General features: G+C 57.6%; 16 protein-coding genes. 8 read left to right on the top strand and 8 right to left on the bottom strand.

The window, feature by feature from the left end:
* Nucleotides 1-91: 91 nt before the first annotated feature.
* Complete coding sequence (locus tag CHB79_RS20645) at nucleotides 92-766, bottom strand: response regulator transcription factor (protein ID WP_089361280.1); 675 nt, start codon at nucleotides 764-766, stop codon at nucleotides 92-94.
* Between the two features lie 424 nt (nucleotides 767-1,190).
* Here CHB79_RS20645 and CHB79_RS20640 point away from each other — a divergent pair, with 424 nt between their 5' ends.
* Nucleotides 1,191-2,948: a PAS domain-containing sensor histidine kinase gene (locus CHB79_RS20640; RefSeq protein WP_089361356.1), complete on the top strand. Its 1,758-nt coding sequence runs from the start codon at nucleotides 1,191-1,193 to the stop codon at nucleotides 2,946-2,948.
* An 11-nt stretch (nucleotides 2,949-2,959) separates the two neighbouring features.
* On the opposite strand, the gene CHB79_RS20635 is transcribed toward CHB79_RS20640, so the two are convergent.
* Nucleotides 2,960-3,895, bottom strand: a complete 936-nt coding sequence (locus tag CHB79_RS20635; RefSeq protein ID WP_089361279.1) for a LysR family transcriptional regulator — start codon at nucleotides 3,893-3,895, stop codon at nucleotides 2,960-2,962.
* A 394-nt stretch (nucleotides 3,896-4,289) separates the two neighbouring features.
* Here CHB79_RS20635 and CHB79_RS20630 point away from each other — a divergent pair, with 394 nt between their 5' ends.
* The 5 genes from CHB79_RS20630 to CHB79_RS20610 all read left to right on the top strand — a co-directional run bounded on the left by CHB79_RS20630 (nucleotide 4,290) and on the right by CHB79_RS20610 (nucleotide 8,442).
* Complete coding sequence (locus CHB79_RS20630; RefSeq protein ID WP_089361278.1) at nucleotides 4,290-4,682, top strand: response regulator transcription factor; 393 nt, start codon at nucleotides 4,290-4,292, stop codon at nucleotides 4,680-4,682.
* A 229-nt stretch (nucleotides 4,683-4,911) separates the two neighbouring features.
* Nucleotides 4,912-6,114: an NAD(P)/FAD-dependent oxidoreductase gene (locus CHB79_RS20625; RefSeq protein WP_010485394.1), complete on the top strand. Its 1,203-nt coding sequence runs from the start codon at nucleotides 4,912-4,914 to the stop codon at nucleotides 6,112-6,114.
* A 62-nt stretch (nucleotides 6,115-6,176) separates the two neighbouring features.
* The gene (locus CHB79_RS20620) at nucleotides 6,177-6,443 is read left to right on the top strand and encodes a hypothetical protein (RefSeq protein WP_010485391.1); all 267 of its coding nucleotides are present in this window, start codon (nucleotides 6,177-6,179) and stop codon (nucleotides 6,441-6,443) included.
* Between the two features lie 152 nt (nucleotides 6,444-6,595).
* Nucleotides 6,596-7,432 (top strand): alpha/beta fold hydrolase, encoded by an 837-nt coding sequence (locus tag CHB79_RS20615; RefSeq protein ID WP_089361355.1) that lies wholly within the window; start codon nucleotides 6,596-6,598, stop codon nucleotides 7,430-7,432.
* Nucleotides 7,433-7,518: 86 nt separating this feature from the next.
* Nucleotides 7,519-8,442 carry an MBL fold metallo-hydrolase gene (locus CHB79_RS20610; protein WP_217898875.1) on the top strand — a complete coding sequence of 308 codons (924 nt, stop codon included), beginning with the start codon at nucleotides 7,519-7,521 and terminating at the stop codon, nucleotides 8,440-8,442.
* 198 nt (nucleotides 8,443-8,640) lie between these two features.
* Here CHB79_RS20610 and CHB79_RS20605 read toward each other — a convergent pair whose 3' ends face one another.
* The 5 genes from CHB79_RS20605 to CHB79_RS20585 all read right to left on the bottom strand — a co-directional run bounded on the left by CHB79_RS20605 (nucleotide 8,641) and on the right by CHB79_RS20585 (nucleotide 15,281).
* A complete protein-coding gene (locus tag CHB79_RS20605; RefSeq protein ID WP_089361276.1) occupies nucleotides 8,641-9,450 on the bottom strand; it encodes an energy transducer TonB in 810 nt (269 codons plus the stop codon).
* Nucleotides 9,447-9,890, bottom strand: coding sequence for a protein TolR (gene tolR / locus CHB79_RS20600; protein WP_089361275.1), 444 nt, complete (start codon nucleotides 9,888-9,890; stop codon nucleotides 9,447-9,449). Before tolR ends, CHB79_RS20605 begins: the two co-directional genes overlap by 4 nt.
* 10 nt (nucleotides 9,891-9,900) lie before the next feature.
* Complete coding sequence (gene tolQ, locus CHB79_RS20595; protein ID WP_089361274.1) at nucleotides 9,901-10,608, bottom strand: protein TolQ; 708 nt, start codon at nucleotides 10,606-10,608, stop codon at nucleotides 9,901-9,903.
* A 135-nt stretch (nucleotides 10,609-10,743) separates the two neighbouring features.
* The gene (locus tag CHB79_RS20590) at nucleotides 10,744-12,681 is read right to left on the bottom strand and encodes a phytase (RefSeq protein WP_089361273.1); all 1,938 of its coding nucleotides are present in this window, start codon (nucleotides 12,679-12,681) and stop codon (nucleotides 10,744-10,746) included.
* A gap of 83 nt (nucleotides 12,682-12,764) precedes the next feature.
* Nucleotides 12,765-15,281 carry a TonB-dependent receptor gene (locus CHB79_RS20585; protein WP_089361272.1) on the bottom strand — a complete coding sequence of 839 codons (2,517 nt, stop codon included), beginning with the start codon at nucleotides 15,279-15,281 and terminating at the stop codon, nucleotides 12,765-12,767.
* A gap of 325 nt (nucleotides 15,282-15,606) precedes the next feature.
* Between CHB79_RS20585 and CHB79_RS20580 the strand changes: the two genes are divergently transcribed.
* Nucleotides 15,607-16,524, top strand: coding sequence for a GGDEF domain-containing protein (locus CHB79_RS20580; RefSeq protein WP_089361271.1), 918 nt, complete (start codon nucleotides 15,607-15,609; stop codon nucleotides 16,522-16,524).
* Between the two features lie 9 nt (nucleotides 16,525-16,533).
* Nucleotides 16,534-17,571, top strand: coding sequence for an AraC family transcriptional regulator (locus CHB79_RS20575; RefSeq protein WP_089361270.1), 1,038 nt, complete (start codon nucleotides 16,534-16,536; stop codon nucleotides 17,569-17,571).
* A gap of 119 nt (nucleotides 17,572-17,690) precedes the next feature.
* On the opposite strand, the gene CHB79_RS20570 is transcribed toward CHB79_RS20575, so the two are convergent.
* The gene (locus tag CHB79_RS20570; RefSeq protein WP_089361269.1) at nucleotides 17,691-20,117 is read right to left on the bottom strand and encodes a glucose/quinate/shikimate family membrane-bound PQQ-dependent dehydrogenase; all 2,427 of its coding nucleotides are present in this window, start codon (nucleotides 20,115-20,117) and stop codon (nucleotides 17,691-17,693) included.
* Between the last annotated feature and the right edge of the window lie 108 nt (nucleotides 20,118-20,225).

Genomic DNA, 20,225 nt, shown 5'->3' with positions numbered 1-20,225 from the left:
CCGCAAGCGGCTGACATGCTGTTCGTCATACGCCCACATCATGCTAAACAAGATAGACCGCAAAACCACTGGCAATAGCCTCAATGCACGCTCAGGAGGACGCTTGAGACTGCGGCTTGACGCCCAGGGTTTCAGCCTTTCGGACCAGGTCGGCCACCGAACGCGCAGTCAGCTTTCTCATCACCTGCCCGCGATGAACCTTGACGGTCACCTCGCTGAGATTAAGCTCATAGGCAATCTGCTTGTTCATCAACCCGGCCACGACAAAGCCCATGACTTCTCGCTCACGGGCCGTCAACGAAGCATAGGCTGCCTGCAGCGTGGCGATCGACTGTTGTGACGCAAGCCGCTGGCCATCCTTGACCAGGGCAGCAGAAACCGCGTCAAGCATATCCTGGTCACGAAACGGCTTGGCCAGAAAGTCCACGGCACCAGCCTTCATCGCTTTGACCGTCATGGCGATGTCGCCATGACCTGTCATGAACACGATGGGCATCTGCACGCCGTGCTTCTCAATCTGCTCCTGAAAATTAAGGCCGCTTTCTCCCCGAAGCCTGACATCCAGCACCAGGCAACTCGGTACATTGCCCTTGGGGAAGTCCAGGAACTCTTGCGAGGACTCAAAGGTTTCCACCTGCAGGCCTATGGAGCGCAATAAACCATCGAGGGCCAGGCGCATCGAGGCGTCGTCGTCGACCACATAGACCACCGGTCCTTTTTGCTCGGCAGAACCCTGGGCGGATTTTGAATGGGACCACGAACTCATCTTGCCTCCTGTCTCTCGGCCAGCAGCACGCAGGGCATGCATACCCAATAACATATCCCAAGGATCACACCCGGCACCTCTCAAAGCCGCTGTAAGCAAACCTCGAGGCGCAGCGCGACGCCTGCGTTTTAACCCAGGCCTCCCGTGACCTGAAGCACCCGTGAAGATTCCATTATTGGCAGTTTGCCGCTTTTCCCTCGACAGCGCGATGCCCACACTACCTAAGTATGAACCAGGGACACTTAAGTATAGTTACGTCACTGTCTGGCGGAACCTATTCTGCCAGCTCAATTCGCGTTTATATCCCGTACGTGCCTCTTGCGCAGCTCTCGCTCGAAGCGCTTTTGCGCAAATCCGCACGTGCCACGCCCCAGTTGCTGGATCAGATTTCACAGGCGCCATGCAGACGACACGAGAAAACTTTTTGCGCCGCGGTTCTATCGTCCTGGCGGGAGCCATATTTATCATTGATACGGCAACGTCCCTGACCATTGCCGTGGCAGTGCTGTATGTCACGGTGATCCTGATGTCAGTGGCCGTGTTCAGCTACCGTGGCGTACTGGGCATCACCCTGGGCTGCATGCTGCTCACCATCGCCTCTTTCTGGATTTCCCATCCGATTTCACCGACCAGCCAGGCCTTTACGCGTTGTTTGGTCAGTTTGATAGCGATCAGTGTCACGGCCCTGTTCGCGCTCAGGAACAAAGCGGCCAACGACGAACTGCATGTTCAACTCAGCCAGCTGTCGCAAACCCATGACGCCATCATGATCCGAACCCTGGAGGGTACGGTGACTCATTGGAACCGTGGAGCGGAAACCCTTTACGGCTGGAGCCGAAGCGAAGCCATCGGCAAGAACCTGGTTGAACTGATAAGACTAAAGCCCCAACAGCCGCTGGAGGAAATAGTAGCCACCGTGCTGCAGACCGGCAGTTGGGAAAGCGAACCTGACAGCTTCAAGCGCAATGGCGAACGAATGACCGTCGCCAGCCGCTGCACCCTGCTGCGCGACAAACGCGGCAAGCCGGTGGGCATTCTGGCAACACACAACGATGTCACTGAACGTAATCAGGCCGTAAAAGCCCTGCGCCGCAGCGAAGCCTTCCTGGCCGGTGCGCAACGCATCAGCCGTACCAGCAGTATCGGTATCAAAGTGCCGGGAGGGGAAATCTATGGTTCCGAAGAGGCCCGGCGCATTCTTGAATTTAACGAAGACGAGCGACCCTCCTTGCTTAGCCTGGTGGACAAGACCCACCCGGAAGATAGGACGATCATCGAACAAGCAATCAGGGATGTGCTCAAGGATGAACCCAAGATCGACCTTGAGTACCGCTTGCAGATGGCCGACGGGCGTATCAAGTATGTACATATGCTCACTCACCCGGTACGTGACTGTAGTGGTAACCGCGAGTACGTCGGCGCCTTGATGGATGTAACCGCCAGCAAGCTTGCCGAAGAGGCACTGCACCGCTCACAGATCGAGCTGGCGCACATCACACGGATCACAACCCTGGGTGAGCTGGTCGCCTCCATCGCCCATGAAGTCAACCAGCCACTTGCTGCAATGGCAGCCAATGGTGAAGCAGGTCTACGCTGGCTGAGCCGCGACCAGCCGGATCTCGATGAAGCAGCCATTTGCATTCAACGCATGTTGGCCGAAGCGCGCCGGGCCAGTGAAGTGATACTGAGAATTCGCGCACTGTCCAAAAAGGACGACCCGCAATACAGAAGCCTTGATTTGCGGGAGGTGGTGGAAGAATCACTGGCCCTGATGCGCGCCGAAGCCAAGCACCATAACGTGCGGCTGTCAGCAGTACTGCCAAATGCATGCTTTGTGGTGCATGGTGACCGGGTCCAGCTGCAACAAGTGATTATCAACTTGATCATGAACGCGATGCAGGCCATGGCAGGCCAGGATAAAAAGCGCCGTCTTGGTGTGCAGTTACGCTGCTCGGCTCAGGGAGAACCCTTGTTGGCCGTGATCGACAGCGGGCCCGGGATCGACCCTTTGCTGCTGCCAGATATTTTTGAGCCCTTCTTTACCACCAAGGCTCAAGGCATGGGGATGGGATTACCCATCTGCCGCGCCATTATCGAAAAGCACGGTGGCAGGATCTGGGCCGACCCACATGCCACGCAAGGCGCAACCATTTGTGTGTCCCTGCCACCCGTAACGAGCTGAAGACTTGAAGTTCAGGCCACTGCCAGGGCAATGCAAGAGGCTTGCTGCTGGCTGAAGTGACGATGAACACAAGCACGTAACCAAGACTCACGCGGGTCGTTGTGGGTTGCTCCACGCCACGCCATGGACAGCTCCGGTGCTGGCAATTTCAAGGGGGGAAGCTCAGCCCGTATGCCATCGACACGAACCATGGCGGCCGCCACATAGTCGGGCACTATGGCAAGCATATCGCTGCCCGCAAGCAGCGCGGGCAATGCACTGAACTGCGGCACGGCCAATACCACCTTGCGCTGTAGTCCGAACCCGCTCAGGGCTTGATCAACATCATCGATGACACTGCCCATCGAAGACACAGCCACATGCGGGCGTGTGCAGAAATCATCCAAGGTCAGCGCGTTTTTGGATGCATCAGCACGCAGCAACATCGGTTGCATCGACCGCAACCGCTTGCAGTGGGCACTGGCCGGCAAGTCCTGGACAAAGCTGGTACCCATGGATATTTCGCCTGAGGTCAGCAGTTGAGGCAATTGCCGGTGATCCACACGGCGTACCACCAGGGTGATATTGGGCGCCTCGAGTCGCAGGGAACGCATCAGGCCCGGCAACAGCGCGTACTCGACGTCATCGCACAAGCCAATATGAAAGCAGTCCTCGCTGGTCGAGGGATCGAAGGTCTGGGCACAGCTCAATGCCACGGCGATGCCATCCAGGGCGGGCGCCAGGCGGGCGTGGATTTCCTCGGCACGCGCTGTTGGTTCCATCACACCGCCGGTGCGGATAAACAATGGATCATTGAACATCGAGCGCAGTCGGCCCAGCGAGCTACTGATGGTGCCCTGACAAAGGAACAACTTCTCTCCGGCCCGGGTGACATTACGCTCATGCATTACCGTCTCGAAGACAACTAGCAGATTGATGTCGGCACGTCGCAGATCATTTCTGTTCATTATGTTCGCCGCCTGGGCGCAAATCGCCCCGGATGAGTGGATTGGAAACCTGATCGCTGCTTACGCCGCCTCGGCACAACCAAACGATCTGCTCCAAGCCTATCCAGGCCGCCACAAAAGGTCTGTTGTACCTGGGTTTAACAGGAGTATCCATTGAGTGCGCGCGCCTGTACCTGGGTATGCCCAGTACCGTAAAAACGTCCACGCCTGTCCGGGACAGGGTACTGGCCGGGCATATCATCCAGGTTCGCAGAACAGCCCAACCCGGCAGCCGGAGCGGCCTGCCTGGAGGCTTCTAGACTTTGATCTGCATGCGATATACCTAGGTATACTTCTCCGTCCCATGAGACGGCGTATCTTGCAATATCAACAGGCGCCGTCACGAGCGACCCACATGATGCAAACTAATCAAATGCGCAATACGGCCGTCATTGCGGTTGTCGATGATGACGAGCCCATCCGAATCGCGCTGGAGAGTTTATTGCGCTCCAGCGGCTATCAGGTCAAAAGCTATTGCAGTGCCTTGGACTTTATAAATTCCAATGGCCCCTGGGAAACACACTGCCTGATTTCCGACATCCAGATGCCTGGCATGAGCGGTGTTGAAATGCTTGAACAGCTCAACGCCCAGGGCTTCACCATTCCCGTGATTTTTATTACCGGTTATCCAGGTGCAGCGCCTTGCATCACGGCGGCTACCCCCCATTTGGTGGCGTGTCTGCCCAAGCCTTTTGCAGCTGACAAACTGCTCAGCCATATCGAGACCACCCTCCAGGCAAAACGCTGAGCGATCAGCCGCCCACAACAGATACCTTCGTATAACTTCCTGCCACTGACGCATAACCCTGATACCCCAATGTAGAAGTGTGTTCACCAGGCCCCGCCAATAGGATTAATCCAGAGCAGACGATTTGCCGTAGCGAGCATGGGCTCCTGTATTTCGGCACCAACACGTCGTCCTGCCGACCCTGAAGAACGCTTCAGGGTCATTGGCCACTTCTACTGAGGAACAAATCATGAAACAGCAAATATTGGTCATCGGCGCGGGGTTTGGTGGTGTATGGAGTGCATTGAGCGCCGCCCGGTTATTGGATATGCACGACCGTAACGATGTGGAAATCACACTGTTGGCGCCCCAGGCAGAGCTGCGCATTCGTCCACGCTTCTACGAAACCGATGTCCACACTATGTTCGCCCCGCTTGATGCGCTGTTCGACACTGTGGGCGTGCGCTTTGTCAAAGGTACAGCCGAACATCTCGATGAACTCGGCAGAACGGTCGGCTACCGTGACGAGCATGGCGGCCAGGGTGTGTTGAGCTATGACCGTCTGGTGCTCGCAGCTGGCAGCCAGTTGTCCCGCCCACCAGTCCCGGGCCTGGATGCCTATGCTTTCGATGTGGATGAAATTGAATCGGCCGCACGCCTTGAAGCGCACCTTAAATCCTTGAAGGACCAGCCCGATAGCATTGCCCGTAACACGGTGGTGATCGCCGGTGGTGGGTTTACCGGTATCGAAACCGCAACGGAAATGCCCGCCCGCCTACGTGCGATTCTCGGAGACGACGCCGCGATTCGCGTGATCATCGTCGACCGTGGGCCGCAGATCGCCGCTGCCATGGGAGATGAAATTCGTCCATCCATAGTAGAAGCCTCGGATCACCTTGGTATCGAATGGGTACTCAACGCCACAGTTGCAGCGGTGGATGCCAACGGTGTAACCCTGGCGGATGGCCGTCATATCGAAAGCCATACCGCAATCTGGACTGTGGGTTTCCGCGCCAGCAAGCTAACTGAGCAGATGACCAGCGTGCGCGATGCCCAAGGCCGCCTGCATGTCGACGAAAACCTCAAGGTCAGGGGCCAGCAACATATCTACGCCGCAGGCGACGTTGCTTATGCCGCCACCGATGACCTGGGCAACTTCGCCGCCATGTCCTGCCAGCATGCAATCGCTCTGGGGCGTCATGCAGGCAATAACGTTGCCGCAGAGCTGCTCGGCGTAGCGCCAACTCCTTACCGGCAACCCAAGTACGTCACCTGTCTTGATCTAGGCGCTTGGGGCGCGGTGTACACCGAAGGCTGGGATCGCCAGGTCAAGCTGATCAAGCACGAGGCCAAGGAGCTCAAGAGCCAGATCAACAGCATCTGGATCTACCCGCCAGCTGCGGATCGTGCCACGGCACTGGCAGCTGCTGACCCGATGATTCCAGTGGCCTGAAACACCCTCAACAGAGCGTCCGCAAGGGCGCCCGCCGAGCAACCCTGTGAGGGGCATTGGCTATGTTCACTTTCTTCGAGTCTCCCCGGAGTGCACTCAGGCTGTCCAGTTACTTGCTGTTTTGCGGCATGACCATGCTGGTGATTGGTGGGCTGCTGGCCTACGGCCTGAGTGCATACCTATCGATAACCGTCCTGGTCGTGGCGCACCTCATGACCATCCTGGGGCCAACGCTGCTCAAGCTCGGCTATGTATTGCGCCTGCAAACACATTACCGCCTGAAGCTGCGGCTGCATCGGCCAAGCACCCTCGCTAGGAGCACCCAATGAGTAATTCCAATGATTTCGCACCCAGCAACCCGGAGCGGCGCGACTTTCTGCTCCTCGGCTTGAGTGCCGCAACACTGGCCACCTTTGCTTCGGTGCCCTTCGCCGCACTCGCCACAACCCTCGCTTCAGAACCCAACCAAGGAGTCATGACCATGAACACAGTGACCACCCAAGACGGCGTTGAAATTTTCTACAAGGACTGGGGCCCCAAGCACGCCCAGCCCATCATGTTTCATCATGGCTGGCCACTGAGCAGTGACGATTGGGATAACCAAGCCCTGTACTTCGTCAACCTTGGTTATCGGGTCATTGCCCATGATCGCCGTGGCCACGGCCGCTCGTCCCAAGTTAGCGACGGCCACGACATGAACCACTACGCGGCAGATGCAGCAGCCGTAGTGGAGCATCTGGATCTACGCAACGTTGTGCATATAGGTCACTCAACCGGCGGCGGTGAAGCATTGCGCTATGTCGCCATGTATGGGCAAAAACAACGGCGCGTGGCCAAGCTGATCCTGATCGGCGCAGTGCCTCCGCTCATGCTCAAGACACCCGCCAACCCTGGAGGGCTGGACATCGAGGTTTTCGACGGTTTCCGCCAGCAACTGGCTGCTAACCGCTCGCAGTTCTACCTGGATGTTGCCAGCGGCCCCTTCTACGGCTTTAACCGCCCAGGCGCCAGCGTTTCGCAAGGCATGATTCAAAACTGGTGGCGCCAGGGCATGAACGGTTCGGCCAAGGCTCACTACGACGGCATCAAGGCATTTTCCGAAACGGACTTTACCGAAGACCTTGGACTGGTCGACGTCCCGACCCTGGTGATGCACGGCGACGATGACCAGATAGTGCCCATTGCCGACTCTGCACTGCTGTCGAGCAAGCTGCTGAAAAACGCTTCGCTCAAGGTCTTTGAAAAGTTTCCACATGGCATGTGCACCACAAATGCCGATGCCATCAATCCCGAGTTGCTGAAGTTTATTCGCAGCTAGCCAGGCTGCTGCGCCCAACCGCTACCTGCTGCAGGCCGGGCGCATTTTTCACTTGAGACTCTGCACCCATGCAATGGAGAACGACCATGACAATGCATCAGACCCAAACCCCGGCCATCACTGGCAAAGCAGGCTTTGAAGAGCTTGTACCTTCGCGCTACGCCCTACGGGTTGGCGATATTGACGTGCTGGTGGTGAGCGACGGCGTCCTGCCCCTGCCTACCGAAACGATGTCCACCAATGCGGACCCGGATGCACGTGCAGCCTGGTTCAAAGACATGTTCCTGGGCCCGGACGCATTCGACTGGGCACTGAACGTACTGGTGGTGCGTAGCGGCGAGCAGACCATATTGGTTGACGCCGGACTGGGCGGCCAGTTTCCTGGGTTTCCGCGTGCCGGACAATTTCCCAAGCGCCTGGAAGCTGCCGGTATTGACCTTGGCTCCGTGACCGACATTATCATCACCCACATGCATATGGACCATATTGGCGGGCTGCTGGTCGAGGAAGTGAAGAACCGCTTGCGTCCAGATGTCCGCATCCACGTTGCCGCTACCGAAGTCGAGTTCTGGAAGTCACCTGACTTCTCCTTGACCTCCATGCCGGCACCCGTGCCTGAAGTGCTGCGTTCGACTGCCGCTGAATTCATCAAGCAGTACCAGGACAATGTGCGCACCTTCGACGATGAATACCAAGTGGCACCTGGCGTGCTGGCCAAACTTACAGGCGGCCACACACCCGGGCACAGCGTGGTCTACATCAACTCCGGCGGCCAGCGCTTGACCTTTGCTGGTGATGCCTTGTTTCCCGTCGCCTTCGAACACCCCGATTGGCACAATGGTTTTGAACATGACCCCGAGGAGTCCGTGCGTGTTCGCGTGCGCCTGATGCAAGAAGCCGCGGCCAGCGGCGAGCTGTTCGTGGCAACGCACTTGCCATTCCCATCTGTCGGCCGGGTCGCGATCGAGGGCGAAGGTTTCCGCTGGATCGCGGCCTTCTGGGATTACTGACGGTTCCGGCTTCCGTCTTGCCGCTACGCTTCTGCGGATGTAGCGGCAAGACGGAGGCTGCACGCGACTTGAACTGATGATAAAGCACAGCCTTTGGTAGACGCCCCCAACATCGTTCCCAAAGGTGGCCCGGCAGGGGATAGACCTTGTGCGACACCTTGCAACTGAACGACGCATGCAGGGCGCCCACGCCAGCGCTCACTCAATACGGTAGTGGAAGGTATTTTTTACCCCATCCACCGCGACCGCCTTGCCGTTTTCCACGCGCGGTTGATAGCGAAAGGTTTTCGCAGCAGAGAGTGAAGGCCGGACAAATAGCGGGTGGCAATCGCCAATAACCTGCGGGTTCTCCACTCGACCTTGAGGATTGACTCTATAGCTGACAGTGCAGTCGCCTTCGATGTTCTTGTCCAGGGCGCGATCAGGGTAATCCGGTGCCTCCTTGGAGATTGGCAGGTATTGACGGCTGGCAGCCGCAGCGGCTTCAGCCTGACGTGCACGCTCAGCCGCAAGAGCCGCTTCCTGCTGCTGACGCGCCTGCTCCAGGGCCAAGCGTTGTTGGGCTTCAGCTTCGCGACGTGCCAACGCCTGCTGCTCGGCAATGCGTTGTTGTTCACGTTGCAGTCCGCGCTTGCGTTCTTGCTCAGCCACTCGTTTACGCGCCAATGCAGCTTGCTCCAGCTTCTGTTGCTGAATGCGTGGATCCGGTTTCGGTGCTTCGACCGGTTCAATCGGTTTAGCAGGCGTCACGGGCGGTACAACCACCGGCTCTGGCGGGGGGCTGATGTCCGGCAAAGCAGGCGCAGGCACCGGCAAACTAATCAGCTGGGTGGTCAAGGTGCGTACCTTGGGCGCATCAGGTGTATCGCTTGGCCATTGCGCCAGCAACAAAGCCAAGACCATGGCATGCACACCTACTGCAACCCCGGCAGCGGTGAAATTACGCCAGTTATGCGCATTCGGTGTCCACAGGCTATAACCTTGGCCGGACATCAGCACGGCACTCACTGTGGCGCCTCGGTGATCAACCCGAGGTTGGTTACCCCGCCCTGCTGCAATGCGGCCATGCCGGCGACCACGCGTGAATAATCGACAGCACCGTCGGCACGGATATACACCTGAGTATCGCCTCGGGCAGCGAGCAGTTCGCCAACCTTGGTCGTCATCTCCTGTAGATCCACTGCACTGTCGCCCCGGTTGTCTATGTCCAGCTCTGGGCCAAGGTTCCAGTAGTAGCCGCCGTCGGCCTGTACCGAGAGCGTAAGCACCTGTTGCTGACTATCGCTGGGCAATGCCTCGGCAGCGACCTTGGGTAACTCAACCTTGACGCCTTGAGTGAGCATGGGTGCGGTCACCATAAAGATCACCAGCAGGACCAGCATCACGTCGATATAAGGCACCACATTCATCTCTGCCTTGGCCGCGTACTTGCTGTGAGGTTTACGCATAAAGCCCTCCTCAGGCTGCCTGGGACAGATTCGGCGATGACTGCAGCTTGCGTTGTAAACGGCCCTGCAGCTCGTTGCCAAAGGCATAGAAGCGCGAGCTCAGCGTAGCTACACGGGCGGCAAAACGATTGTATGCAACTACCGCAGGGATCGCTGCGAACAATCCAATGGCTGTGGCGATCAACGCTTCGGCGATCCCGGGCGCAACGGTCGACAAGGTTGCCTGCTGCACCTGTGACAGGCCGATAAATGAATTCATGATTCCCCAGACGGTGCCGAAGAGCCCGATATAAGGGCTGACCGAGCCAACAGTGGCCAGGAACGGCAGGCCCTTTTCCAGGCGCTCTTCCTGCTCGGCAATAGCGACCAGCATGCCGCGCTCAACCCCATCAATCAGCGCCTCGGGGGTAGCTCCAGCCTTGCGTTGAAGCTGGGCAAATTCGCCGTAACCGGCGCGGAAAATACACTCGAGCACAGCGTCGCTATCGGCCTGTTCTGCACCTTCACGGTAAAGCTGGCCAAGATCACTTTGCTGACGAAAGCACTTGAGAAAATCTTTCTGCAACCGCTCACTGCGCCCAAGCAACAAACTGCGCTGGATAATCAGATACCAACTCGCCAATGAGGCGAGCAAGAGAATGAGCATGACCAACTTGACCAGTAAGCTGGCGTCGCCAATCAGGCTCCAGACGGTCATTTGTTCGAGAGTGCTGTGCATGATGATGCTCCTGCTGTTACGCACCGCCGCATGCATGGCGACGGCGATCTGCCGTTGACCCCAGCCTCAACGGCTGAAATCGGTGCTGTGAAATATTGGCCATTGGATTACATGGCGATTACCGACTGATGACAGTCATTGCAAATGCAACGCCTCAGCAACCTGACTCCAGGCCACGAACTTGAAGTTCTGGGTCGTCTCAGGCATGCGCTTGCGGCCGTCTTGCACCACCAGCATGCCTTTGCCCCATGGGCCGCCAAGGTTGGCGGAAGTGACTTCAAGACCATCGGTTTCAGAGGCCCCATCAATACCCAGCGCCCCATTCAGGCCGACACGCAGGGCACCACGAATGGCATAAGGAGGCATGGCATCAAGCACCACATAGCTGTCGTTGCCTTGGCTGGAAACCAGCAGATAACTGTGCTTTGCGGCTTGATAAAGCCCCAGGCCTTCTACGTCGGCTTTGAGTACATCACCGACCGCCAGCACCGAGCTCAGCTCGGTGGAGCCATCAGCACGGGCATCAACCGCCCAGACGCCAACATCCTCCTCACCGATAAACAATCGTTGCTGTTGATCATCGGCAACGCAGCCTTCTGGCTGGCTGGCAACTGCGAAACGACGAACCAGCTTGCCAGCCAACTTGCCGTTGGCATCGCTCAATCGGTATTGCAGGAAGCTGCCATCCTTGTCGTTGGCAAAGGCATACAACTCACCCGGCTGCGGCTGAAACAAGCAGATGCCGTAGATCTCTTTGAGCGGTGTCGGAATCTCACCTGCGGTGCTAATCGTGCCGTTGGAACGGTCTATGGCGAACAGGCTGATACTGTTGTTATCGCGGTTGCTGGCAACAGCCAGGTCAATCGTTCGCCCAGCAAGGCTGAAGTCAGCCCGCAGATCGACATTGTTCAGGCGCCCGACTGGCAGGTCTTGCAGCAACTTGCCGTTAAGGTCGTAGGAAAGCAGCCCCTGCTTCTTGTTAGTGCCGAGTACTCGCGACAAGCTCGGCTGGGTTGGATGCACCCAAATAGCAGGATCATCTGCCGCATCGCCTTGGCGACCGACCGGTTCGGTCTGAGCTATGGCCGCCACATTTGGCAACACCGGTGCAGTACTTACGGGGCTCGGTTGCCAGTTCAACAGGCCCTGATAGAAGTGGCCACTGGCGTCATCCTGTAGCAGTACCTGCAAACCCGCTGCGGTGGACTGCACAGCAATATGCTCAGGTTCTTTCACGCCGGGCAACTGTACGGGGCCCACTGAGCGCCAATGCTCACCTTGCTGTTGATAGAGGTGTAACGCTCGGGCGGAAGGATCAAGCACCAGCAGGCCGCCAGGGACACTTGCCATGGCTCCGGCGCTGGTTTTTAGCCGACCATAGGGCGCGCGCATATCGACGGGCACACGACTGGCATCCGCCTCGGGGTGGGCAGGATAAGCCCACAGCCCAAGATTTTCTTCGTTAACAAAGAGCCTGTCAGCGCTGTCATCTGCATGGCAGTATTCCGCCTGTGGCGGTAGGGGCAAGCGCCGCACTTGTCTGGCACTGGCACTCAAGCGATTGGCCGTACCAACCAGCCACTGCTCTCCCCGGCCCTCCTCGCCAACCAGAAACAGAAACAGGTTGTTCGCCTCGTCGCGGTAAAGACACAGCCCGGCTACGGCAAAATCTCGAGCAGGCAGTGCTAGCGTATGCCCCCATTTACGAGCGGGTAGATCAAGCCCAACCAATGTCGCTTGCTGGGTGCTGTTATTGATGCTGGCGACAATCAGGCTGTCACCCGCCTTGCGGCTGTCCAGGGCCGAGTAATTACCGGGCAAGCGGGCCAGTTCCGCACCTTTGCCATCAAGCACAAGCAGGCCACGGCTTTCACTGGCGGCGATAAACAGATCAGCACCCGCCGTTGTCTCGGCCGGGACGAAGCGCAGTGTTTCGGCCTCAATCTGAGGCAACTCATTCCAAGGGCTAAGTACCACGCTGGCATCAGCCGCCAGGACTTGAGAGGGCATCTGATCGCAACCCGTCAGGGACAGAGCGGCGACTAACAGAGAGCGAGTAAACAACGCGTTCATTGAAAAAAAGTCCTTGTGATAAAGCTTGGCGATGTTTTAAGGCGAGCGGTGGTACTCAGCCACACCGGGCCAGAGACAGCGCATCAGAAGTTGGTGTAGGTCAGGCCGAGCTTGTAGGTTGGGCCGTACTCTTCGTACTGCGCGTTGTAGGAACGGCTGCCGGTATAGACGTAGTAGTTTTCGTCGGTGATGTTCTGCGCTTCAAAGCGCAGCTGCAGGCCTTTGGTCAGGAAGTAACCCGCGCTGAAGTCGACAAAGACCTGATCATCCACATGCTGGTCGTGGGCCTTGTCGTTGATGCTCGCCACTTCGTACAGGTAGTCGGATTTGTAGTTGGCAGACAGGCGCAGGCTAAGCTTTTCGTCTTCCCATCCGAGCATCAGGTTGCCAATGGTGTCCGACTGAAACGGCAAGTCGATGTCCCGCGAACGGCTTCCACCCGTTGCCGCATCGCTACCGGTAATGGTCGCCTCAGAGCGGCTGAACGTGGCGTTGGCGCCCATCAGCAAACCGTTCCAGGGCGCAGGAAGCCAATCGAATTTTTGCGAGTAGGCCAGCTCAAGGCCGTAAAGATCAGCGCTGTCTCCGTTGGCGAAGGTATTGGCCTCGGCAAAATCAAGCCAGGCTCCGGTGCCCGACAGGTCAGCGTTGTAGACGAAGTTGTCGATGTCTTTGTAAAACAGGAACGCCGACACCACCCCAGCCCGGCCCAGGTAATGTTCGATACCCAGGTCGAAGTTACGAGACTCCAGCGGATCAAGCTCAGGATTACCAAAGCTGGCTTCATCACCATCAATCACGAAGCCTGGCGCCAACTGGCCGAAGGTCGGGCGCACCACCGAATGGGTAATAGCGCCGCGCAATTGGGTATCCTTATCCAGTTGGTAGCGTAGGTGCAGGCCAGGCAACCAGTTGTGGTACTCATTCTTCGACTTGATGGCTTCATAGTTGCCATCGCGCAGGCCCGTGCCTTTGGCATCGAACTTAGTGCCTTCATAACGCACACCAACAATCACGCTCAAGTCGTCGATGTCGAGGCTGTGCATCAGGTACGCCGAGTCAATGTCTTCGCTCATTTTGAAGTCATTAACCCGCGATTCCTCCTCGTTATAGAAGCTATTGCGATCCAGGCCCGAGATCAGGTCTTCAATCCTCCCTGCTGACAAGCCAGGGCCAAACCGATCCAGGCTGTAGTCGACATCACCTTTGCTGAACGCGTCCATATTCAGTTGCGCATCGCTGAAACCGAAGTCGCCAAGGTCTTCATAAGTCCAGATGTTGGTGTCGTTGTCCTTGTCGCGACGGCTGAGCTTGCCGCCGAATTTAACTTGCGCGGCATTACCTGCCAGGTCGTAGTCACGGGCTATGTCGAGCTTGATATTTTTCTCGGTATCCTCGGTGTTTTCTTCGGCCCACTCGACTTCATCGAGCGCAAAATTACTCGGGTCGTAGAAGTCGTCGCCGATGGTCAGCCGCGGCTTTTTCGTGTTGCTAAAACCGCTGTCGGCGAAATCATCAAGACCTTCAAATACTGCGCCCCCTATATGCCCGGGTGTATCTTGGTTGGCCTTGCTGTAGCCCGCCTGGGCTTGCAGCGTCCACTGGCCAATAAAACGTTCGCCACCAAACACATACGACTGGATTTCCTGAGTTTCTTCCCGGTCCTTCAACTCGCGCCAGCCCTCAGCCTCGCCCTGTTCGCCAGCAAGCTGCGCGTCGGCAAACTCAACCCCGGCGGCGTTGCGCGTTTCGGTGTCTTTGAAGCGGCTGTACAGCGTGCGCAAGTAGTAGCTTGAGTAGTCGTCTGGTCGATAGTCGAAGTTCAGCCCCAGGCCGCTGCGCTCGCGACGAATGTCGTAATCACGCTGCTCAAACTGCTGCAACCGGTCGCCATCGGAGAAATCCCAATCGCCACCGGTCTCGACATTGTCTGAGCCAAAGTCACGTTGCTGCACGCTTAAGGCCGCGGCCACGCCAAAGTTATCCACACCACCGCCCAGGCTGAACAGGTCGCTGATGGCACCAGAAAATTTCGGACTGGTCTGGTCGGTGTTATCGTCGTAGCTGGCCTCGCCAGTACCCGTGTAGAACAGGCCTTTATGGTCGAATGCAGACAGGCTCTCGACCTCAATGGTGCCACCCAGGGAGTTGGCGTCCATATCAGGTGTCAACGTCTTGACCACCGACAGCGACTGCACCAGTTCTGCCGGCAATACATCGAGCGCAACGGCTCGGCGATCACTGTCTGGCGACGGAACCAGCGTACCGTTGATGGTCACACTGTTAAGATCTGGCCCCAAGCCACGTACGCTGACAAAACGTCCCTCGCCCTGATCACGCTCAACAGAAACGCCAGGCAGGCGCTGCACGGCTTCGGCGGCGTTCTGGTCAGGCAGTTGCGCCACGCCATCGGCATGCACAACACTCTCAATTTGATCCGCGCGGCGCTGCTCTTTCAGGGCCTGGTCCAGACTAGCGGCCTGACCGACCACATTGACGTGCTCGGCCTCGCTAGCCCACAACGGAGTGATGGCCACAGCCAGCGCCAAAGCACTGATATGAAAACCGACGCGACGGGCATTGAGTTGGTGCTTATGCATACTGCTCTCCCAGATAAGCCTGCTGGCCGGGTATTGCCCGGCGATCTGCAGCGCAAGCTAGAAGTGCGGCGTGACAGTTAGATGACAGGCCAGCAGCACAAGCCCCTAAACACGGGGTTTGTCCGGGGTTTTGAGCCGAAATGACCTGGCCTTGTCGAGGTGAACGGCTCAGCCCTGATGCGCAAACCCGCTTCGTAGCGGAGGTAGAACCACTTTTATCTAAAAAATTGCGCGTCCAACTGAGCCAAACTGACCTCCCCCATTGCAACCATTTAGTAACAAGACTCTGTTGTGCTGCAGGCTTAGCCACCTGGACGCTGCACCCATGACCACCTTGCTCAAACTGCATCGCCTGAAACTGGTCGTACTTTTGCTCGCCACAAACCTTGCGCTGCTGTTGCACCTTGCTGCCGGCCATATAAAGCCGATGAGCGAATGGGTCTGGCTGGATATCCTTGGCGAGGGCGGCTCGACGCTGCTGTGCCTGACCTGGTTAGGACTGGTACTCAAGAGTCGTCCTGCGGGACGGGTTACCAGCTTCTTGGCCATGGGCCTGGGGCTGGTGTTTTTTTCTTGGTGGGTCGATACCCTAGACGAATTTATCCGCCTGCCTGACAGCATCGTCTGGGATCACTGGATGGAGTCAGCGCCTATGCCATTTGGCCTGCTCCTGCTGACACTGGGCATCTATCACTGGCACCGTGAGCAGCTGGCGATTAGCGCGCAAATGGAAAAGCGTGAACGGCTGTTCCGCGAACACCGCTTGTTCGATTCGCTAACCCCATTAAACACCGCCGAGTACCTGCGCCAGCACTTGGACCAGGCTCTTTGTCAGGCACGTAGCGCACAACAGCCCTTGTCACTTGTGATCCTCGATCTCGATAACTTCAGCCGGATCAATCATCTGCATGGCCATGCCGAGGGCGACCGTGTACTACAAGCCCTGAGTCAGTTGTTAGTGCTTAACCTGCGCCATCAGGACTTGCTCTGTCGCTTGGCCGGTGATCGCTTCGTGGTCATGCTGCCGCACACCGGCGAACGCCAGGCACAGCAGCTGGCCGAGGACTTGCGCCTGAGTGTTGAGCACTTCGCGCACAAGGCCCGCGCGCACGGCGAGCGCTTGCAATTGCGCGCCAGCGTGGCCTGCGTAATGGCCCTGCAGGACGACGCAGAAAGCTTGTTGCAGCGCCTCAATCAAGCACTGGCACATGCAAAACCAGCACTCTATGCGCGCAGTGCTTGAGGTAAAACCATGACCCTCAAGGCCACTTGGTACGAGAACGACAACCGTTTTATTCCTGGCCACTGGCAACCTGCGGTGCTGGTCGACCTGGCCCTGTCACGGGGCATCGACAGCCACCGATTGTTACGCGGCACCGGTTTGTTCCATGAAGATCTGCAGGCTGGCAAGGCTCGCCTATGTGCTCAGCAATTCCTGCAACTGATAGACAACAGCGAACGCCTGCTGGCCGCCGCAGACACCCGTTTTCTCTTTGGCCAACGTCTGTTACCCGGTTACTACGGCGCCGCCAGCCATGCCTTGCAGCATGCGGCAGACTTGAGCCAAGCGCTGGATATTGTGTGTCGCTACCGTGCCCTGATCAGCCCATTACTCAGCCCACGGGTGCTGCTCGATGAGCAAAATGTCTACGTCTATTGGCTGGACACTTGCGGCGCAGGGGCGCAGCAGCGGTTTCTGGTGGAGTCGGCAATGACCGCCTTGCTGGCCATGAGCCGCTGGTTGGCCGGTGCGCCACTGCCGTGGAAAGTCAGTATTGCTCAAACCAGGCCGCGCCAAGTTGAACAATACTGGGTCAACCTGGGTGAGGATGTACGCTTCGACGCGCCTGTGGATCTGCTCAGCCTGCCGCGAGAATATCTGCACCAGCCTTGGCCTGCAGCCGCGCCAACGGCCGGCCAAGCAGCCCAGCAACAAAGCATGCAGCAGCTGCAGGAACTGGGTTTCGATGCCAGCCTGCTCGACCACCTTTATCGCCATCTGTTGGCGAACCTGCGGCACCAGCCACAACTGGAAAACGTCGCGCTAGCGTTTGGCATGAGCCCCTCAACACTGAAACGCAAGCTGCATAGGCACGGCACCCATTTTCAAGAACAACTGGACTTGGCGCGTAAACATATGGCCCTGTATCTCTATCAGATCAAGGGTCAAAGCAATGAAGAAGTAGCTGCTTACCTGCAGTTCCACGATTCCACCAACTTACGGCGCTCATTCAAGCGCTGGACTGGACTCGCTCCGAGCGCGCTGCGCCAACTCTGGCCGTGCGATTAGCCTGAAGCTGCGGGCGGTGCTCTTGCAAACAGGTCACTCAACCTAGCTCGGATGCTTAGTCATCAACCGTAAAAAAAGCGCCGACGGGCGCTTTTCTTACCTGCTGGTTTCAGCTCAGGTTACTTATCCAGCGAATACGCAATCACGTAATCGCCCCGGTCCGGTGACTGGCGCGCGCCACCTGCCGAGATGACCACATATTGCTTGCCAGTTTTAGGTGACTTATAGCTGATAGGCCCACCTTGGCTACCGACAGGCAGGCGCGCCTTCCAGACTTCCTTGCCGGTCGAGCTGTCGAAAGCACGCAGGTAATAATCCTGGGTGCCGGCGATAAACACCAAGCCGCCCTGAGTGCTCAGGGTGCCGCCCAAGGTTGGCAAGCCAACCGGGATCGGCAGGCGCATGCGGATGCCCAGCGGGCCGGTATCTTCGACAGTGCCCACAGGAGCCTGCCAAACGATTTTCCGGGTCTTCATGTCAATTGCAGTGAGCGTACCAAAAGGTGGCTTCTGACAAGGAACACCTAGGGCCGACATAAAGCGGTTTTTGTTCACTGCATAGGGCGTGCCTTTCATGGGTACAACGCCCATGCCAGTGTTGACGCTCTCCCCGCCAGTATTGACAGCGGTGCTTTGCGGGTCTGCCTTGACCATCTGAATCCACAGGCCCAGACGCATGTCATTGACGAAGATGTAGTCATTGACCGGATCAGTGGAAATACTGCCCCAGTTCATGCCGCCCAGAGAACCCGGGAAGCTCAATGACAGGTCGGTGCCTGGAGCCGTGTACAATCCCTCATAACGCATCGACTTGAATGCAATCCGACACATCACTTGGTCGAATGGTGTTGCGCCCCACATGTCGGACTCAGTCAGGGTCTGGGCACCGATTTGCGGCATGCCGACTGAGCGTGGCTGGGTATCGGAATACTGCTCATTGGGGATATTGCTGCGCTTGACCGGTACTTCCTTGACCTCGGTCAGCGGCTTGCCGGTGGCACGGTCGAGCACATAGATCTGCCCGGCTTTGGTGCCGATCACCACCGCTGGGGTGGTTTTACCGTTCTTACCCGGAAAATCAATCAGCGACGGCTGCATTGGCAAGTCAAAATCCCACAAGTCGTTATGTACGGTCTGGTAGGTCCATTTTTCTTTGCCCGTGGTGCCGTCCACCGCTAAAACCGAGGTGGCATATTTGTGGTCAAGTTCTGTGCGATTAGCGCCCCATAGATCAACCGAGGAGCTGCCCATCGGTATAAACACCGTATTTGACTGCGGATCGTACGACATGGCCGCCCAGGAGTTCGGGCTGCTGCGCGCATAAGTTTCGCCAGCCTCAAGGGTTTTGTTCGGGTCTTGCGCACCCGGGTCGAACGCCCAGCGCATGGCACCGGTGATCACATCAAAACCGCGAATAACACCGCCGGGCATATCGGTACTGACGTTATCGGCTACGCGTCCACCCACGACCACCGTGGTTCCAGCCAGGGTTGGCGCCGAGGTCAATACATAGCTCGGGTCCTTGGCATCACCCAGACCGGCAAGCAGGTCAACCTGCCCATCCTTGCCAAAATCAGGACAGAACTCACCGGTATCGGCATCCAGGGCAATCAGACGAGCATCGATGGTGTTCATCAGGATTCGACGCATACATGCAGCACCGCTGGCTACTTGAGCTGCTGGCACTGGAGTCGCGTTGTTGGCATCCGGCTGCACCAATGGCTTGCTGGCGTCGAAATACGCGAGGCCACGGCAGCGCATCCACACCGAAGACTTGGCGTTGATTTCATTCTTCCAAAGCTCTTTGCCGGTGTCGGCATTCACTGCAATGACATTGTTGTGCGGGGTACAGAGGAATAGCTTGTCGCCAACCTGCAGCGGTGTCAGTTGGTCTTCTGCGCCATTGCCGTCGCTTTGCGGGATATCGCCGGTGCGGTAAGTCCAGGCAACTTTCAGGTCCTTAACGTTATCGCGAGTAATTTGGTCCAGCGCGACAAAACGGCTGCCGCCCGGCGTATTGCCGTAATTGTCCCAGTTCTTTTGCTCCTGCTGCGGGTTCACTGCTTGCAACGGCAACTGCCCAGACGCCTCAAACGGCATGTGCGGCTTGAACATCAAGGCGACAGTTGCAACCAGACAGCCAAGCGTAACCAGGGAAAAGCCGTAGGCCGGGCCACGCAGCTCGGGCTTGCCCTGCAGGCGGCGCAGCATGGGGATCGACACCACCACCGCAAACAGCAGCACGCCGTTGAACATCAGCCTTGAAACCAGTGGCCAGAATTCCAGCCCGGCATCGAGCAGGGCCCATACCAGGGTGCCTAGAAATACCAGCACATAGAGCCAGGCTCCGGCGGTACGGCGCATGAAAAACAGCACGCCCGAGATCAGCATCAGAACCCCGGCGCTTAAAAAATACCAACTGCCGCCAAGCGCGATCAGCTGGCCGCCGGTGATGGAAAAAAATGCGCCACTGACAACCAGCACCAAGCCAATCAAATAAAACCAGCAATTCATCACTGCTGGAACGGGTGCTTGTTTTGGGTTCATCGGGCTCACTCCTTGACCTGTTTTGAAGATAGATACAAACAGGTTAAGTGAGGTGCTACCCACCCGCAAGCCACGGCCCGCGCGGCTTTGGTCAATAAAAAAGCATCA

Source organism: Pseudomonas segetis (assembly GCF_900188155.1).
GTDB classification, from domain to species: domain Bacteria; phylum Pseudomonadota; class Gammaproteobacteria; order Pseudomonadales; family Pseudomonadaceae; genus Aquipseudomonas; species Aquipseudomonas segetis.
Note: the sequence above shows the minus strand (reverse complement) of the source record. Positions and strands in the feature narration are given on the sequence as shown.

Coding starts and splice junctions, on each gene's coding strand:
- CHB79_RS20645 (WP_089361280.1), bottom strand. CDS start 766: ATGAGTTCGTGGTCCCATTCAAAATCCGCCCAGGGTTCTGCCGAGCAA.
- CHB79_RS20635 (WP_089361279.1), bottom strand. CDS start 3,895: ATGAACAGAAATGATCTGCGACGTGCCGACATCAATCTGCTAGTTGTC.
- CHB79_RS20630 (WP_089361278.1), top strand. CDS start 4,290: ATGATGCAAACTAATCAAATGCGCAATACGGCCGTCATTGCGGTTGTC.
- CHB79_RS20625 (WP_010485394.1), top strand. CDS start 4,912: ATGAAACAGCAAATATTGGTCATCGGCGCGGGGTTTGGTGGTGTATGG.
- CHB79_RS20620 (WP_010485391.1), top strand. CDS start 6,177: ATGTTCACTTTCTTCGAGTCTCCCCGGAGTGCACTCAGGCTGTCCAGT.
- CHB79_RS20615 (WP_089361355.1), top strand. CDS start 6,596: ATGAACACAGTGACCACCCAAGACGGCGTTGAAATTTTCTACAAGGAC.
- CHB79_RS20610 (WP_217898875.1), top strand. CDS start 7,519: ATGACAATGCATCAGACCCAAACCCCGGCCATCACTGGCAAAGCAGGC.
- tolR (WP_089361275.1), bottom strand. CDS start 9,890: ATGCGTAAACCTCACAGCAAGTACGCGGCCAAGGCAGAGATGAATGTG.
- tolQ (WP_089361274.1), bottom strand. CDS start 10,608: ATGCACAGCACTCTCGAACAAATGACCGTCTGGAGCCTGATTGGCGAC.
- CHB79_RS20590 (WP_089361273.1), bottom strand. CDS start 12,681: ATGAACGCGTTGTTTACTCGCTCTCTGTTAGTCGCCGCTCTGTCCCTG.
- CHB79_RS20585 (WP_089361272.1), bottom strand. CDS start 15,281: ATGCATAAGCACCAACTCAATGCCCGTCGCGTCGGTTTTCATATCAGT.
- CHB79_RS20580 (WP_089361271.1), top strand. CDS start 15,607: ATGACCACCTTGCTCAAACTGCATCGCCTGAAACTGGTCGTACTTTTG.
- CHB79_RS20575 (WP_089361270.1), top strand. CDS start 16,534: ATGACCCTCAAGGCCACTTGGTACGAGAACGACAACCGTTTTATTCCT.
- CHB79_RS20570 (WP_089361269.1), bottom strand. CDS start 20,117: ATGAACCCAAAACAAGCACCCGTTCCAGCAGTGATGAATTGCTGGTTT.